The 13,657-nt window shown below is 61.5% G+C and carries 16 protein-coding genes; 10 read left to right on the top strand and 6 right to left on the bottom strand.

Annotation, left to right across the window (positions count from 1 at the left end; translation table 11 throughout):
- The first annotated feature begins 99 nt into the window (after positions 1–99).
- From ACQY1L_RS13185 to trmB, 3 genes are all read left to right on the top strand, one after another.
- Complete coding sequence (locus tag ACQY1L_RS13185) at positions 100–519, top strand: helix-turn-helix domain-containing protein (RefSeq protein WP_062453994.1); 420 nt, start codon at positions 100–102, stop codon at positions 517–519.
- A gap of 176 nt (positions 520–695) precedes the next feature.
- Positions 696–1,955, top strand: a complete 1,260-nt coding sequence (gene metK, locus ACQY1L_RS13180) for a methionine adenosyltransferase (protein ID WP_062453993.1) — start codon at positions 696–698, stop codon at positions 1,953–1,955.
- A gap of 86 nt (positions 1,956–2,041) precedes the next feature.
- A complete protein-coding gene (trmB, locus tag ACQY1L_RS13175; protein ID WP_209902981.1) occupies positions 2,042–2,743 on the top strand; it encodes a tRNA (guanine(46)-N(7))-methyltransferase TrmB in 702 nt (233 codons plus the stop codon).
- A 12-nt stretch (positions 2,744–2,755) separates the two neighbouring features.
- On the opposite strand, the gene ACQY1L_RS13170 is transcribed toward trmB, so the two are convergent.
- Both ACQY1L_RS13170 and ACQY1L_RS13165 read right to left on the bottom strand, forming a co-directional pair.
- Positions 2,756–3,013, bottom strand: coding sequence for a DUF1150 family protein (locus tag ACQY1L_RS13170; protein WP_062453991.1), 258 nt, complete (start codon positions 3,011–3,013; stop codon positions 2,756–2,758).
- Positions 3,014–3,056: 43 nt separating this feature from the next.
- Entirely contained in the window at positions 3,057–3,500 is a 444-nt protein-coding gene (locus ACQY1L_RS13165) for an Hsp20 family protein (protein ID WP_062578879.1), read from the bottom strand.
- Positions 3,501–3,660: 160 nt separating this feature from the next.
- Here ACQY1L_RS13165 and ACQY1L_RS13160 point away from each other — a divergent pair, with 160 nt between their 5' ends.
- A complete protein-coding gene (locus ACQY1L_RS13160; protein ID WP_430241122.1) occupies positions 3,661–4,602 on the top strand; it encodes a nucleoside hydrolase in 942 nt (313 codons plus the stop codon).
- 103 nt (positions 4,603–4,705) lie between these two features.
- Here the strand turns inward: ACQY1L_RS13160 and ACQY1L_RS13155 are convergent, their stop codons facing one another.
- Complete coding sequence (locus tag ACQY1L_RS13155; RefSeq protein WP_062578882.1) at positions 4,706–5,566, bottom strand: LOG family protein; 861 nt, start codon at positions 5,564–5,566, stop codon at positions 4,706–4,708.
- Between the two features lie 164 nt (positions 5,567–5,730).
- On the opposite strand from ACQY1L_RS13155, the gene dapD reads away from it, so the two are divergent.
- From dapD to ACQY1L_RS13135, 4 genes are read left to right on the top strand one after another with little or no spacing between them, the layout of a single operon-like run.
- Positions 5,731–6,591, top strand: a complete 861-nt coding sequence (gene dapD, locus ACQY1L_RS13150) for a 2,3,4,5-tetrahydropyridine-2,6-dicarboxylate N-succinyltransferase (protein WP_113166991.1) — start codon at positions 5,731–5,733, stop codon at positions 6,589–6,591.
- Between the two features lie 15 nt (positions 6,592–6,606).
- Complete coding sequence (dapE, locus tag ACQY1L_RS13145) at positions 6,607–7,803, top strand: succinyl-diaminopimelate desuccinylase (protein WP_430241119.1); 1,197 nt, start codon at positions 6,607–6,609, stop codon at positions 7,801–7,803.
- Positions 7,787–8,407, top strand: coding sequence for a hypothetical protein (locus tag ACQY1L_RS13140; RefSeq protein WP_430241117.1), 621 nt, complete (start codon positions 7,787–7,789; stop codon positions 8,405–8,407). Before dapE ends, ACQY1L_RS13140 begins: the two co-directional genes overlap by 17 nt.
- 48 nt (positions 8,408–8,455) lie before the next feature.
- On the top strand, positions 8,456–9,052 hold the full coding sequence (locus tag ACQY1L_RS13135) for a hypothetical protein (protein WP_430241115.1): 597 nt from the start codon (positions 8,456–8,458) through the stop codon (positions 9,050–9,052).
- On the opposite strand, the gene truA is transcribed toward ACQY1L_RS13135, so the two are convergent.
- The 3 genes from truA to def are packed head-to-tail and all read right to left on the bottom strand — an operon-like array spanning position 9,040 to position 11,313.
- Positions 9,040–9,804: a tRNA pseudouridine(38-40) synthase TruA gene (gene truA, locus ACQY1L_RS13130; protein ID WP_430241113.1), complete on the bottom strand. Its 765-nt coding sequence runs from the start codon at positions 9,802–9,804 to the stop codon at positions 9,040–9,042. The genes ACQY1L_RS13135 and truA overlap by 13 nt on opposite strands.
- Positions 9,804–10,739, bottom strand: a complete 936-nt coding sequence (gene fmt, locus ACQY1L_RS13125) for a methionyl-tRNA formyltransferase (protein WP_430241111.1) — start codon at positions 10,737–10,739, stop codon at positions 9,804–9,806. Before fmt ends, truA begins: the two co-directional genes overlap by 1 nt.
- Positions 10,740–10,797: 58 nt before the next feature.
- Positions 10,798–11,313, bottom strand: a complete 516-nt coding sequence (gene def / locus ACQY1L_RS13120; RefSeq protein WP_062578892.1) for a peptide deformylase — start codon at positions 11,311–11,313, stop codon at positions 10,798–10,800.
- 196 nt (positions 11,314–11,509) lie between these two features.
- Here def and ACQY1L_RS13115 point away from each other — a divergent pair, with 196 nt between their 5' ends.
- Positions 11,510–12,631, top strand: coding sequence for a DNA recombination protein RmuC (locus tag ACQY1L_RS13115; RefSeq protein WP_430243958.1), 1,122 nt, complete (start codon positions 11,510–11,512; stop codon positions 12,629–12,631).
- 49 nt (positions 12,632–12,680) lie between these two features.
- The gene (locus tag ACQY1L_RS13110) at positions 12,681–13,583 is read left to right on the top strand and encodes a ribokinase (protein ID WP_430241108.1); all 903 of its coding nucleotides are present in this window, start codon (positions 12,681–12,683) and stop codon (positions 13,581–13,583) included.
- Positions 13,584–13,657: the final 74 nt, after the last annotated feature.

Here is a 13,657-nt window from a genome sequence, read left to right as displayed (position 1 = left end):
ACCTTGCTTGCCGGATTTGTTGTGACCGGCGCCACCAAAGTGTATCTCCCACACGCGGACCGGGTTGAAGATTGACAGCAACTTCGTCAGGACGTCGTTATGATTGAAAACAAGAAGAAGCCGAACCCGATTGATATTCACGTCGGGAGCCGGATTCGTCTGCGCCGCACAATGCTGGGCATGAGCCAGGAAAAGCTGGGGGAGAGCCTTGGTATCACATTCCAGCAGATTCAGAAATACGAGAAGGGAACGAACCGCGTTGGCGCCAGCCGTCTGCAGAACATTTCGTCCATCTTGAACGTCCCGGTCTCCTTCTTCTTCGAAGATGCGCCAGGCGATCAGGCGGGTGGAGCGTCCGGTATGGCGGAAGCATCCAGCTCGAACTACGTGGTTGATTTCCTGTCGTCCTCTGAGGGGCTGCAGTTGAACCGCGCATTTGTGAAGATCGCCGATCCCAAGGTTCGCCGCCGTTTGGTGGATCTTGTCAAGGCGCTTGCCGCCGATGCCGAGACGGAATGACCGGTCGACCGGTCATTATTTGAAAGGCGGCCTCCGGGCCGCTTTTTTTATGCCGTGACCTCAAGGAATTGGTAATCGCTTGGACGCATAAAGATATATTTATGTCGTTGTACGCTTGTCTTCAGCGGATGAACTTACTAAACATTCGATGTCTGTTCTTTGAGGGGAATCCCGTTATGCGCGCCAGTTATCTGTTCACGAGTGAGTCCGTTGCAGAAGGTCATCCGGACAAGGTCTGCGATCGTATTTCCGATGAGATCGTCGATCTCGTCTACCGCGAAGCCGCAAAGACCGGGATTGATCCTTGGGGCGTCCGCATCGCTTGTGAAACGCTGGCGACGACAAACCGGGTGGTGATTGCGGGCGAAGTCCGCCTGCCGCCGAGCCTGATGAAGAAGGACAAGAACGGCAACGACGTGATCAACCCGTCGAAGTTCAAGTCGGCCGCGCGCCGGGCAATCCGCGACATCGGCTACGAACAGGATGGCTTCAATTGGAAGACGGTCAAGATCGACGTCCTCCTCCATTCGCAGTCCGCTGATATCGCGCAGGGCGTCGATAACGCAAGCGACCGTCAGGGCGACGAAGGTGCCGGCGACCAGGGCATCATGTTCGGTTACGCCTGCAAGGAAACGCCGGACCTGATGCCGGCGCCGATCTACTATTCGCACAAGATCCTTCAGCTGCTTGCCACGGCCCGCAAGAAGGGCGAGGGCGAAGCCGCCAAGCTCGGCCCCGATGCCAAGAGCCAGGTGACCGTCCGTTACGAAAACGGCAAGCCCGCCGCCGTCGACTCGATCGTGCTCTCCACCCAGCATATCGATCCCAGCTGGGACTCGAAGAAGGTCCGCTCCGTCGTCGAACCCTATATCCGCGAAGCGCTGGGCGAACTTCCGATCGCAGCCGACTGCAAGTGGTACATCAACCCCACCGGTAAGTTCGTGATCGGCGGTCCCGATGGCGATGCAGGCCTCACCGGCCGCAAGATCATCGTCGACACCTATGGTGGTGCAGCGCCCCACGGCGGTGGCGCGTTTTCCGGCAAGGACACGACCAAGGTCGACCGCTCGGCAGCTTATGCAGCCCGGTACCTCGCCAAGAACGTTGTGGCCGCCGGCTTTGCCGAACGCTGCACATTGCAGATTTCCTACGCGATCGGCATTTCCCAGCCGCTGTCGATCTATGTCGACCTGCACGGAACCGGCAAGAACGTGACGGAAGACCAGATCGAAGCGGCAATCCGCAAGACCATGGACCTCTCGCCGTCCGGTATCCGCCGTCACCTTGATCTCAACAAGCCGATCTATGCAAAGACGTCCGCCTACGGCCACTTCGGTCGCAAGGCCGGTCGCGACGGTTCCTTCTCCTGGGAAAAGACCGATCTCGTGAAGCCTTTGAAGGACGCCCTCAAGGGTGATCAGCTCGAAGCAGCCTGATCGCCCTTTACGAGCACGCCTGTAAAACAGTAAAGCGGGTGCCTTCTGCCGAAGGCGCCCGCTTTTACTTTGAGAGAATACGATCCATGACCGACAAGCCGCATCCCAGCCGTTCCACGGAAGCCTTTTTCGGCCGCCGCAAGGGAAAGCCGTTGCGCGAGAAGCAGGCGGAAGGTCTGGCGACGCTTTTGCCGCAGCTGAAGCTCGATCTCGGCAACCCGGCGCCGGACACGATCGAGAGCCTCTACGACTTCTCTGTCGAGCGGATGCGGCTGGAAATCGGTTTCGGTGGCGGCGAGCATCTGATCCACCGCGCCGCCGAAAATCCGTCGACCGGCTTTATCGGCGTCGAGCCCTTCGTCAATTCCATGGCAAAGCTTTTGACCAGCGTGGAAGAGCAGGGCTTGCGCAACATCCGCCTTTACGATGACGATGCGACCCAGGTTCTGGACTGGCTGCCGGATGCTTCGATCGATCAGATCGACCTTCTCTATGCCGATCCCTGGCCAAAGCGGAAGCACTGGAAGCGCCGCTTCGTTTCGCAGGTCAACCTGGAGCGGTTCCACCGCGTGCTGAAGCCGGGCGCAACATTCTGCTTCGCCTCCGACATCGATACCTATGTGAACTGGACGCTGATCCATTGCCGCGATCATGGCGGCTTTGCCTGGCAGGCGGAACAGGCTTCGGACTGGCTGACGCCCTATGCCGGCTGGCCGGGTACGCGATACGAGAACAAGGCTCGCCGGGAAGGACGGTCATCCGCCTACCTGACATTCATCAAGGTCTGACGCTCATTCCGATCAGTGCAGGGTGACGGTCTTCAGCTCGTCTTCGGCAGCCTTGAAAAAGGTGCTGGAGCGGTTGTCGGTGAGCAGGATCGGCGTACCGTCCGCACCGAACAGGGCCCAAAGGTCAAGGCTGGGATCGATGTCCGGAGCCTCGGGAAAACAGCGGGACACATCGTCCGACTTCATCTTGCGAATGTAACCGACTTCGCCGTTTCCGAGATGCGCGAGTTCGGACTCCGTCAAGCTCGGATTCGCTTCTTTCATAAGCATTTCTGCCTCCACAGTGGGGACGCATCAGCGATTGCTGATTGATCTACTGTGAGACGGAAATGTTAATTTTTCGCACTACACGCTCCGGCTCGGGGCGGATCAGGTCGATCGAAAGAAGACCATTTTTCAACGATGCGCCGGACACCTGCATCCCGTCCGCCAGCACGAAGATCCGCTGGAATTGGCGGGCCGCAATACCGCGGTAGAGGTAGTCGCGCTCGTTCTGCTCGGCCTGCCGGCCGCGAATGATAAGCTGGTTTTCTTCGGTCATGACCTCGAGCTCGGCCTCCGAAAAACCGGCAACCGCAAGCGTGATGCGCAGCAGGTCGCCTTCGTCTTCGGGCGGCTCGTTACCCGCTGTCTTCTTGACGCGCTCGATATTGTAGGGCGGGTAGCCGTCGCTTCCCTTGCCCAATCGCTCGAGTGTCTTTTCCATCGCGTCGAAGCCCAGGAGGAGAGGGCTTGCGAAAGGTGTCATACGGCTCATCGGTCGTCCCAGCTTTTGTCCAGCGACTGTGCCGGCGTCCATAAGGCCCGCCGACGGGTCAATATATGGGAATTTGCGACAGTCAGCGCAAGACGCCGGCGAGCGCTTGACACGATCCGCAACCCGGCTCAAAAACCCGTAAAGTTCAAGGGGAAGAGACATGCAGCGCAGAAAGATCATCATCGACACCGATCCCGGTCAGGACGACGCAGCGGCCATCATGCTGGCCTTTGCGAGCCCCGACGAGCTGGATGTGCTGGGTTTGACTGCCGTTGCCGGCAACGTGCCGCTGTCGTTTACCAGCCGCAACCTGAGGATCGTCTGCGAGCTCTGCGGCAGGCCCGATGCCAAGGTCTATGAAGGTGCATTGAAGCCATTGAACCGGCCGCAGGTGACCGCCGAACACGTCCACGGCAAGACTGGTCTCGACGGAGCGGAACTGCCTGAGCCGACCATGGTCGCGCAGGAACAGAACGCCATCGACTTCATCATCGAGACGCTGCGCCGCGAGCCGGAAGGCACCGTGACGCTTTGCACGCTCGGTCCGCTCACCAACATCGCCATGGCGCTCACCAAGGCGCCGGACATTGCTTCGCGCGTCCAGGAACTGGTGATGATGGGTGGCGGCCTGTTCGAAGGCGGCAACATCACGCCAGCAGCCGAATTCAACATCTATGTGGATCCGGAGGCGGCCAAGATCGTGTTCGGCGCCGGTATCCCTGTGGTCATGATGCCGCTCGATGTCACGCATCAGCTGCTGACCACCAAGGCACGGGTCGAAAAGATCGCCGCACTCGGCAACCGGCCATCTCAGGTCCTGGTCGAATGGCTTGCCTTCTTCGAGCGCTTCGACATCGAGAAATACGGCTCCGACGGCGGCCCGCTGCATGACCCGTCGGTCATCGCCTATCTCTTGAAGCCGGAGCTCTTTACCGGCCGTAACTGCAATGTCGAGATCGAGACCGAATCGGAACTCACCGTCGGCATGACGGTCGCCGACTGGTGGGGCGTTACCGGCCGCACGGCCAATGCGACCTTCATGCGCCATGTCGACGCGGATGGTTTCTTCGAGCTGCTGACCGAGCGCGTCGGCCGTCTCTAGGGCTCCAAGCTCAACCGGCAAGCTGAATGGTCACTGCCCGATCAGGGCCTGTTTCCTCTCCCCGCGCACGGGGAGAGGGTAAGGAACCTGCACCGTCCCACCATCAAAGCCCGTAGAAATCCGCGATGATCTTCCACGCCTGATCTGCGGTTTCCACAAAGCTGATCAACTCAAGATCCTTCGGCGAGATCGTGCCGAAATCGGCAAGCGCTTCGAAGTTGACGATGCCGCGCCAGAACTTTTCTGAAAACAGGATGAGCGGGATTCGCTCCATGCGCTTGGTCTGGATCAGCGTCAGCGCCTCGAACATCTCATCGAGCGTGCCGAAGCCGCCCGGGAAGACGGCAACGGCCTTGGCGCGCATCAGGAAGTGCATCTTGCGAATCGCGAAATAGTGGAAGTTGAATGAGAGCTCCGGCGTCACGTAAGGATTGGGCGCCTGTTCGTGCGGCAGCATGATGTTGAGCCCGATGCTCGGTGCGCCAACCTCCGACGCGCCAAGGTTGCCGGCCTCCATCACGCCCGGTCCGCCACCGGTCACGACCACATATTCCTGATGGTCGTAGGCTGCCGAATGCACACCACAGAGCGTCGCGAACTTGCGGGCCTCTTCGTAGAAAACCGAGGCTGCGATCAGGCTATTGCGCTGGGTCTCGTTGTGAGCCGCCCAAGGCGCCTGGCCCGGTGCCGGAATGCGGGCACCGCCGAACAGCACGACCGTGGATTTGATCCCGGCCTCGGCGAGCATCATCTCGGCCTTCATGAGTTCCAGCTGCAGCCGCACCGGCCGCAATTCTTCGCGGCTCAGGAAATCCTCATCGGCAAAGGCAAGGCGATAGGTCGGCGACAGCGTCTGCGGTGTTTTCGGCTGAACTGCGGCGGCACTTTTGTCGGCCTTGTTGTCCTTCAGCGGATCCCAGACCCCGTCCTTCCGCCGTGGTCCGTCATTCTTCACCCGTGCCATCGCAATAACCCTTCCGGAGCCGTTCGCTTATATGCGTTGACGCCAATTCGCATTGACGCTTGAGTGCCGGTCGCTTAGAGCAATTGGCACCATTTGGCCAGCCACACGGCTGTGTCCCGGGCCTTTGCGGCCATCACGATATCGACGACGACGAAGGATTCTTCATGAGCAGCGCAGACCTCTCCTCCCTCGAAAAGACGATCGAAACCGCGTTCGACAACCGCGACAGCGTGACGATCTCGACCAAGGGAGAGATCCGCGATGCCGTAGAGCAATCGCTCAACCTTCTCGATGCCGGCGAGGCGCGTGTGGCCGTGCGCGGCGAGGATGGCAGCTGGACCGTCAACCAGTGGCTGAAGAAGGCGGTTCTCCTGTCCTTCCGTCTCAACGACATGGAAGTCGTCAAGGGTGGCCCCGGCGCCTCCACCTGGTGGGACAAGGTTCCCTCGAAGTTCGAAGGCTGGGGCGAGAACCAGTTCCGCTCGGCCGGTTTCCGCGCCGTGCCGAACGCCGTCGTGCGCCGCTCGGCCTATATCGGCAAGAACGTCGTGCTGATGCCGTCCTTCGTCAATCTCGGCGCCTATGTCGATGAAGGCACGATGGTCGATACCTGGGCAACCGTCGGCTCCTGCGCACAGATCGGCAAGAACGTGCACCTGTCCGGCGGCGTCGGCATTGGCGGCGTGCTGGAGCCGATGCAGGCCGGCCCGACCATCATCGAGGACAACTGCTTTATCGGCGCCCGTTCGGAAGTCGTCGAAGGCTGCATCATTCGCGAAGGCTCGGTCCTCGGAATGGGTGTCTACATCGGCAAGTCGACCAAGATCGTCAATCGCGCCACCGGTGAAGTCTCGTTCGGCGAAGTGCCGCCTTACTCGGTCGTCGTTGCCGGCTCGATGCCGTCCGGTAATGCCACGATGCCGAACGGCCTGGCCGCACCGCATCTCTATTGCGCTGTCATCGTCAAGACGGTCGATGAGAAGACCCGCTCCAAGACCGGCATCAACGAACTGCTGCGCGACTAACCGAAGGCCATCCCGATGTCCGCTGTCGACCCGATCGCAAACCTGCGGGACCTCATCCGCTGCCCGTCCGTCACGCCCGCCGAAGGCGGCGCGTTGTCGGCGCTTGAGGCGATGCTTTCGACGCTCGGCTTTACCGTCGAGCGGATGGTGGCGACCGAGCCCGGCATGCCCGACATCGAGAACCTCTATGCCCGGCTTGGAACGAACGGTCCGCACCTGATGTTTGCCGGCCATACGGATGTAGTGCCGGTCGGCGACGAGGCGTCCTGGAGCCATCCGCCGTTTTCCGCCGAGATCGAAGGTGGAGAGATGTTCGGTCGCGGCGCCGTCGACATGAAGGGCGGCATTGCCTGCTTTGCCGCAGCCGTTGCCCGCCATATCGAAGAACACGGCGCCCCGCAGGGCTCGATCTCATTCCTGATCACCGGCGATGAGGAAGGCCCGGCCGTAAACGGCACCGAGAAGCTGCTGAAATGGGCAGCCGACAGGGGCGAGCGCTGGGATGCCTGCCTGGTCGGCGAACCGACCAATCCGGACGTGCTGGGCGACATGATCAAGATCGGCCGCCGCGGCTCCGTCTCCGGCAAGGTTACGGTCAATGGCGTTCAGGGCCACGCTGCCTATCCGCATCTTGCGGACAACGCCGTGCGCGGGCTGCTACCCCTGGCGCATGCCCTGATGCACCCGCGATTCGACGAAGGCACACCGGAATTCCCGGCCTCCAACCTCGAAGTCACCACGGTCGATATCGGTAACCCGGCCACCAATGTCGTGCCTGCCAAGGCGAGTTTTGCCTTCAACATCCGCTTCAACGACACCTGGACGGCCGAAACCGTTCAGGCCGAGATCCTGCGCCGTCTCGATGCGGCCGCAGGCGACCAGACGCTGCGTCCCGGTCGCGACAAGGTCCGTTACGAGATCGTCTGGGCCGAGCGACCGAGCCACGTCTTTTTGACCCGCAACAACGCGTTGATCAGTTCGCTCTCCGGCGCCGTCGAGGCCGTGACGGGCAGGGTGCCGGCGCTGTCGACCACCGGCGGCACATCCGATGCGCGTTTCATCAAGGATTACTGCCCGGTCGTGGAGTTCGGCCTCGTCGGCCAGACCATGCACATGGTGGATGAGCGTGTCGCGATCGCCGACCTCGAAACACTGACGCAGATCTACGGAACCTTCCTCTCCCGCTGGTTCGGCGATGCTGCCGTTTCATGACGTCAGGCACCACTTAAGTGGCCTCTGGCTTCTGATCCGCGGCGATGCGCGCGGCCTCAGCGCCTTCGACATTTCCGACCAAGGCGTTGCCCGGTCCTTCCTTGCGATCCTGTGGTGCCTGCCCGCGATCGTCGCGGGATGGATGTTCAAGCGTGCCGAATATGCGCAGGCGCATCCAAGGGGCGGTGACGGTGTCATCGCATTCGCCGGAAAGATGTTTCTGGTGGAGATCGCGCAGTGGATCGTTCCGGTTCTCGCCATCTGCCTCGTCGCTGTCGCCTTCGGACTGCGACCGCTGCTGCGCACGCTGATCGTGACGCGCAACTGGTTCACGGTGCCACTGGTCTATGCGTCTTACGTGACGGCATTTCCGGTCAGCCTTGCGCTGGGCAGCCTGTTCGGTGCGGGCCTCGTTTACCGATATGGATTGCTTGCCGTCATGCTCGCCGTTCTCGTCGGTGCAGTTCTTCTCTACTGGCGGCTCCTGACGACGGTTGTCGGCGGTTCCCCATGGTTGCGGGCTTCGCTGCTCGGGTTCACCGTGTTGACCGAACTGGTCGTCGTGTCCTGGCTGGAGACAAGCCTTGGAGTAACGGTCGCATGATTGCCCACCGCGGACATTCTTCCCGCATTCCCAATCCAAGAGGTGCCGATGCCCAGCTACGCTGAAGTCCGGTTTTACGTGTCCGGCATCTGGCTGCTGATCAAGGGCGATGAGCAAGGGTTCAAACAGCTCGATCTCTCCGACCGCGGCCTGCTGCGCTCCTTCTGGGCCTTTGTCTGGTGTCTGCCGGCAATGTTCGTCACCTGGGCCTGGTGGCGGATGATGTTTCTGCAGGCGATGCCGCCGGGGACGAAGACCGGTGGCCTGTTCTTCTTCCGGCTCGGCATGCTGGAGGCGATCGACTGGATCCTGCCGCTCATTCTGGTGGGCATCGTCTGCGCGCTGTTCGGGCTCGGCCAGAAATTCCCGACGATGGTGATCGTGGTCAACTGGCTGTCCGTGCCGTTTGCCTATGCCTACGCAGTTCTGGCGGCAGCCTTCATCCTGCCGATCGGCATGACCGGATTTCTGGCGCTTCTACATCTGTCGCTGCTGGTTGCCGTCGTCGTCGCGCTGACGCGAGTGATGCGCATGCTTTGCGGCCCGCAGCCGCTGCTGGTGACGGCACTGGTGATGGTGCTGATCGTGCCGGACATGCTTCTGTCCGAGGTGCTGCAGCGGTTCCTGGGCGTCTATCCGTCCTGACGGTCGTCGGGATAATCCACCTTCATGAAATAAAGACCATCCGGCGGGGCCACCGGGCCGCACTGCTTGCGGTCGCGTGCCTCGAGCGCTGCCCTAACGTCTTCAGGCGTAACCTTGCCTTGTCCGGCGATCTTCAGCGTTCCGGCAAAGGAGCGGATCTGGTTGTGCAGAAAGCTTTGAGCCGAAGCGCGGATCTCGATCAGATCGCCTGAGCGCGTCACGTCCAGCCGGTCGAGCGTCCGGACCGGGCTTTTCGCCTGACAGTGGGTGGAGCGGAAGGTGGTAAAATCATGATGCCCGACCAGCATCTGGGCTGCGGCATGCATCGCCTCATGATCGAGAGGTTTTGACACCCACCACGCCCGGTTCGCCTCGAGCGCTAAGGGAGAAGGCCGGTTGAGAATGCGGTAGAGATAGTGCCGCTTGGTGGCCGAGAACCGCGCATCGAAGGTCTCGTCGACGAGGCTGACATCGATGACCGAAACCTTTTCCGATGCCGTCATCAGATAGGCGTTGACGGCGTTGCGCAGCTTGTAAGGCACCCACTCGCGGGAAAGATCCGTATGAACCGTCTGGCCCCAGGCATGCACGCCTGAATCGGTCCGCCCTGCGCCACGGACCGATACCGTCTCGCCGGTCAGCTTCAGGATTGCTTTCTGCAGCGCGGCCTGCACCGAATGACCGTTGTCCTGGATCTGCCAGCCCACATAGGACGTGCCGTCATATTCGACGATCATCTTGTAACGTGGCATCAGGCGACCCGCATTCCGGCCGTCATCGCCGTGCCACGCAGGAAATCGGCGGCATCGAGCGGCTTGCCGCCGGCCTTCTGCAGCCGCGTCAGACAAACGGCGCCTTCACCGCAGGCGATCGTCAAGTGATTGTCCAGAACAGTGCCGGCGTCTCCCTGTCCGGCGCCGATCGCGGACGAGAGGACCTTGATCCGTTCCGGCTTTCCGTTGATCTCGGCCTCGAACCAGGCGCCGGGAAACGGGGAGAGCCCGCGAATATGGTTGTGAACGTCGCGCGCGGGCCTCGAGAAATCGATGCGGGTTTCACCCTTGTCGATCTTCGACGCGTAGAGCACGCCGTCCTCAGATTGCGGTGTCAGCGGCAGGTCGCCGGCTTCCAGCTTCTCCATCGCCTCGACCATGGCGCGGGCGCCCGTCAGCATCAGGCGGTCGTGCAGCTCGCCCGCGGTCATGGCCTCGCCGATCTCGACTTCCCGGGTGAGTGCCACCGGACCGGTATCGAGGCCCTTTTCCATCTGCATCACCATCATGCCGGTCTTGTCGTCGCCGGCCATGATGGCGCGCTGGATCGGGGCAGCACCGCGCCAGCGCGGCAGCAGCGAAGCGTGACCGTTGTAGCATCCAAGCCGGGTGCCGGTCAGAATCGCTTCGGGCAGAAGCAGGCCATAGGCAACGACCACGGCGACATCCGCCTTGAAGGACCTGAAGGTCTCGCGGTCTTCCTCGCTTTTGAAATTGAGCGGTGTCAGGACCGGAATGCCGAGAAGTTCTGCCGCCTGATGCACCGGCGACTTGACGAGATCGAGCCCGCGGCGCCCACCGGGACGCGGCGGCTGGCTATAGACCGCAACGATCTCGTGGCCGGCCTGCTTCAGGTTCTGCAGTGTCGGCACGGAAAATTCCGGCGTGCCCATGAAGATGATGCGAAGAGACATGGACCTTTCGCGCCCGCAAGGAACGCGCCTTCAAACCGAGATTGCCTGCAAACGATCGCTAGACCGCCTTCGCCTTGGCAGCCTTGGTGAACCTCTTGACCACCATTTCGCGCTTCAGCCGCGATATATGGTCGATGAACAGCACGCCGTCCAGATGGTCGATCTCGTGCTGCAGGCAGGTGGCGAGCAGGCCATCGGCCTCGATCACGTGTTCCTTGCCGTCGCGTCCGATATGCTTGACCGTCACGGAAGCGGGGCGCTCCACCTCTGCATAGTATTCCGGGATGGAAAGGCAGCCTTCCTCATACACCGATCGCTCGTCCGAAGAGCGGATAATTTCCGGATTGATCACGACGATCGGGTTCTTCTCGTCCTCCTCGCGCGACACGTCGACCACGAGAATGCGGCGGGCAACGCCGATCTGGATCCCGGCAAGGCCGATGCCCGGAGCGTCGTACATGGTTTCCAGCATGTCGTCCGCGAGCTTCAAAAGTGCGTCGTCCACCCGTTCGAAAGGCTTGGACACCTGACGCAGGAGCGGATCTGGAAGAATGATAAGCGGCTTGATCGTCATGGCGATCCCATAACCTATCTTTTTCGCCGATGGAACAGCCCCGGATCGCCGTTTTCGATCAATGTTCCTGTTTTGATCTTTCCAATCCGCGGTTTTCTGCTAGCTTGCCGCCATGAATGACCTGTTCCCCGAGATTTCCCGTTTTCTGGAGAGCCAGCACCCGATGGTGCTGATGGCCGCTTCCTGCGTCTTCGGCATGCTTCTCATGCTGTTTCTCATGCGCCTTTCCGGAGGCAGCGGCCGTCAGGCGGAAGACGCCGAGGCCCGCATGGGGGAACTGATGCGGATGCAGGGTGAGATGCAGGGCAGGCTTTCGGCGATGGGCGAAACGCTTGCCGCGCGCCAGGTCGAACTCAGCCAGGTCGTCGGCCAGCGGCTCGATGGCATGACCCACCGGATCGGCGCAACCATTACCGAACAGACCAGATCCACCCATGACAACCTGCGCCAGTTGCAGGAGCGTCTGGCCGTCATCGATGCTGCCCAGAACAACATTCAGAGCCTTGCCAAGGATGTCGTGGGACTGCAGGCCATCCTCTCCAACAAGCAGACGCGCGGCGCCTTTGGTCAGGGCCGGATGGAAGCGATCGTTTCCGACGGCCTGCCGATGGGTGCCTTCGAATTCCAGAAGACCCTGTCGAACGGGTCGAGACCGGACTGCGTGATCCGCATGCCGAACAGCTTGCCACCGCTCGTCATCGACGCGAAATTTCCGCTGGAGGCATGGAATGCGTTTCGCGAAGCGGCTGCTCCCGAAGCACGCCGTGCCGCATCCCAGCAATTCCGTCGCGACATGGAAGTCCATATCCGCGATGTCTCGGAGAAATACCTGATCGCCGGAGAAACGCAGGACACCGCCTTTCTCTTCGTGCCGTCCGAATCGATTTTTGCCGAGATCCACGAGCATTTCGAGGGCGTGATCCAGAAGGCGCAGCGCGCGAGGATCGTCATCGTCTCGCCGTCGCTGCTGATGCTGTCAATCCAGGTCATCCAGGCCGTGCTGAAAGACCAGCGCATGCGCGAACAGGCGCATCTGATCCAGGGCGAGGTGGCCTTGCTGATGGAGGATCTCGGTCGCCTCGACGAGCGGACCCGTAAGCTGCAATCGCATTTCTTCGCAGCCCAGAAGGACGTCGAGCAGATCGTGACGTCGACCGAAAAGCTCGGCCGGCGCGGTGCAAGGATCGAAGCGCTCGAACTGGAAGCACCAGTGGCCGCCCCGATACCCCACGCTGGACCAACCCCCGCAGCTCCGGCATCCGGCGCAGTCGAGAGCCGCACCGGATCGCTGCGCCTGAGGGTAGTTGACGAGGACTGATCCTCTCGGGCAGTGTCAGCCCGCATTTCACAAAACAGGCAGGCACAGCATGATTACCGTCTTCGGCTCCATCAACATGGATCTTATCGCAACGACGGAGCGGTTGCCGGGCCCGGGCGAAACGGTTGTGGGTTCGACCTTTGCGACGGCCTCCGGCGGCAAGGGTGCGAACCAGGCACTGGCCGCCCGCCGCGCAGGCAGCGACGTGCGCATGGTCGGCGCGGTCGGAAACGACGGTTTTGCAGACCCGGCGCTGGCTTTGCTCCAGGCATCCGGAACCGACCTGTCAGCGGTCACGCGGACAAACATTTCGACCGGCACAGCACTGATCCTGGTCGGCGATGACAGCGGCGAGAACATGATCGCCGTCGTGCCCGGTGCCAATGGCACGATCGGCGAGGCGCAGGCGCAGGGCGCGGTGGAGGCCATGTCTCCATCCGACACGTTGATGCTGCAGCTCGAGATCCCGCCGGCAGCCGTCGAGGCGGCACTGCGCGCAGCAAAGGCGAAGGGCATCCGGACGATGATCAACACTGCGCCGCTGACGGCAGATGCGGTTCGACTATCCGGCCTCGCCGATATCGTCGTCGCCAACGAGACCGAATTCGAGTTGCTCGCAGGTTGCACCATCAGAGATGCCAAGGCTCGCGAAGAGGTTTTGCGCCGCCTTCACAGTGAGACCGGCCAGACATTCGTGGTCACGCTTGGCGGCGAAGGTGTCGTTGCCATGTTTGGTGGTGAAATCCTGTCGGCCAAGGGCCTGAAGATCGAGCCCGTCGACACGGTGGGTGCCGGCGATACGTTCTGCGGCTATCTGGCTGCTAGTCTCGATCAGGGGATAGGCTTTGCGGATGCCCTGCGGCGCGCAGCCGTTGCGGGCTCGCTCGCCTGCCTCGAAAGAGGCGCCCAGCCGTCTATCCCTGAGGTATCGGCCGTCGAGGCGCGGCTCTGACACGTTTTGGACAGTTGAAACGACTGGACCCGCCTCCCGGAAGGGAAGGCGGGTCCATCAGACGACTACCGGTC

The organism is Neorhizobium sp. DAR64862/K0K3 (assembly GCF_050500185.1).
Taxonomy (GTDB): domain Bacteria; phylum Pseudomonadota; class Alphaproteobacteria; order Rhizobiales; family Rhizobiaceae; genus Neorhizobium; species Neorhizobium soli.
Note: the sequence above shows the minus strand (reverse complement) of the source record. Positions and strands in the feature narration are given on the sequence as shown.

Excerpts from the sequence above, each read along its gene's own strand:
- ACQY1L_RS13185 (WP_062453994.1), top strand. The coding sequence starts at position 100 with ATGATTGAAAACAAGAAGAAGCCGAACCCGATTGATATTCACGTCGGG.
- metK (WP_062453993.1), top strand. The coding sequence starts at position 696 with ATGCGCGCCAGTTATCTGTTCACGAGTGAGTCCGTTGCAGAAGGTCAT.
- trmB (WP_209902981.1), top strand. The coding sequence starts at position 2,042 with ATGACCGACAAGCCGCATCCCAGCCGTTCCACGGAAGCCTTTTTCGGC.
- ACQY1L_RS13170 (WP_062453991.1), bottom strand. The coding sequence starts at position 3,013 with ATGCTTATGAAAGAAGCGAATCCGAGCTTGACGGAGTCCGAACTCGCG.
- ACQY1L_RS13165 (WP_062578879.1), bottom strand. The coding sequence starts at position 3,500 with ATGAGCCGTATGACACCTTTCGCAAGCCCTCTCCTCCTGGGCTTCGAC.
- ACQY1L_RS13160 (WP_430241122.1), top strand. The coding sequence starts at position 3,661 with ATGCAGCGCAGAAAGATCATCATCGACACCGATCCCGGTCAGGACGAC.
- ACQY1L_RS13155 (WP_062578882.1), bottom strand. The coding sequence starts at position 5,566 with ATGGCACGGGTGAAGAATGACGGACCACGGCGGAAGGACGGGGTCTGG.
- dapD (WP_113166991.1), top strand. The coding sequence starts at position 5,731 with ATGAGCAGCGCAGACCTCTCCTCCCTCGAAAAGACGATCGAAACCGCG.
- dapE (WP_430241119.1), top strand. The coding sequence starts at position 6,607 with ATGTCCGCTGTCGACCCGATCGCAAACCTGCGGGACCTCATCCGCTGC.
- ACQY1L_RS13140 (WP_430241117.1), top strand. The coding sequence starts at position 7,787 with ATGCTGCCGTTTCATGACGTCAGGCACCACTTAAGTGGCCTCTGGCTT.
- ACQY1L_RS13135 (WP_430241115.1), top strand. The coding sequence starts at position 8,456 with ATGCCCAGCTACGCTGAAGTCCGGTTTTACGTGTCCGGCATCTGGCTG.
- truA (WP_430241113.1), bottom strand. The coding sequence starts at position 9,804 with ATGCCACGTTACAAGATGATCGTCGAATATGACGGCACGTCCTATGTG.
- fmt (WP_430241111.1), bottom strand. The coding sequence starts at position 10,739 with ATGTCTCTTCGCATCATCTTCATGGGCACGCCGGAATTTTCCGTGCCG.
- def (WP_062578892.1), bottom strand. The coding sequence starts at position 11,313 with ATGACGATCAAGCCGCTTATCATTCTTCCAGATCCGCTCCTGCGTCAG.
- ACQY1L_RS13115 (WP_430243958.1), top strand. The coding sequence starts at position 11,510 with ATGCTTCTCATGCTGTTTCTCATGCGCCTTTCCGGAGGCAGCGGCCGT.
- ACQY1L_RS13110 (WP_430241108.1), top strand. The coding sequence starts at position 12,681 with ATGATTACCGTCTTCGGCTCCATCAACATGGATCTTATCGCAACGACG.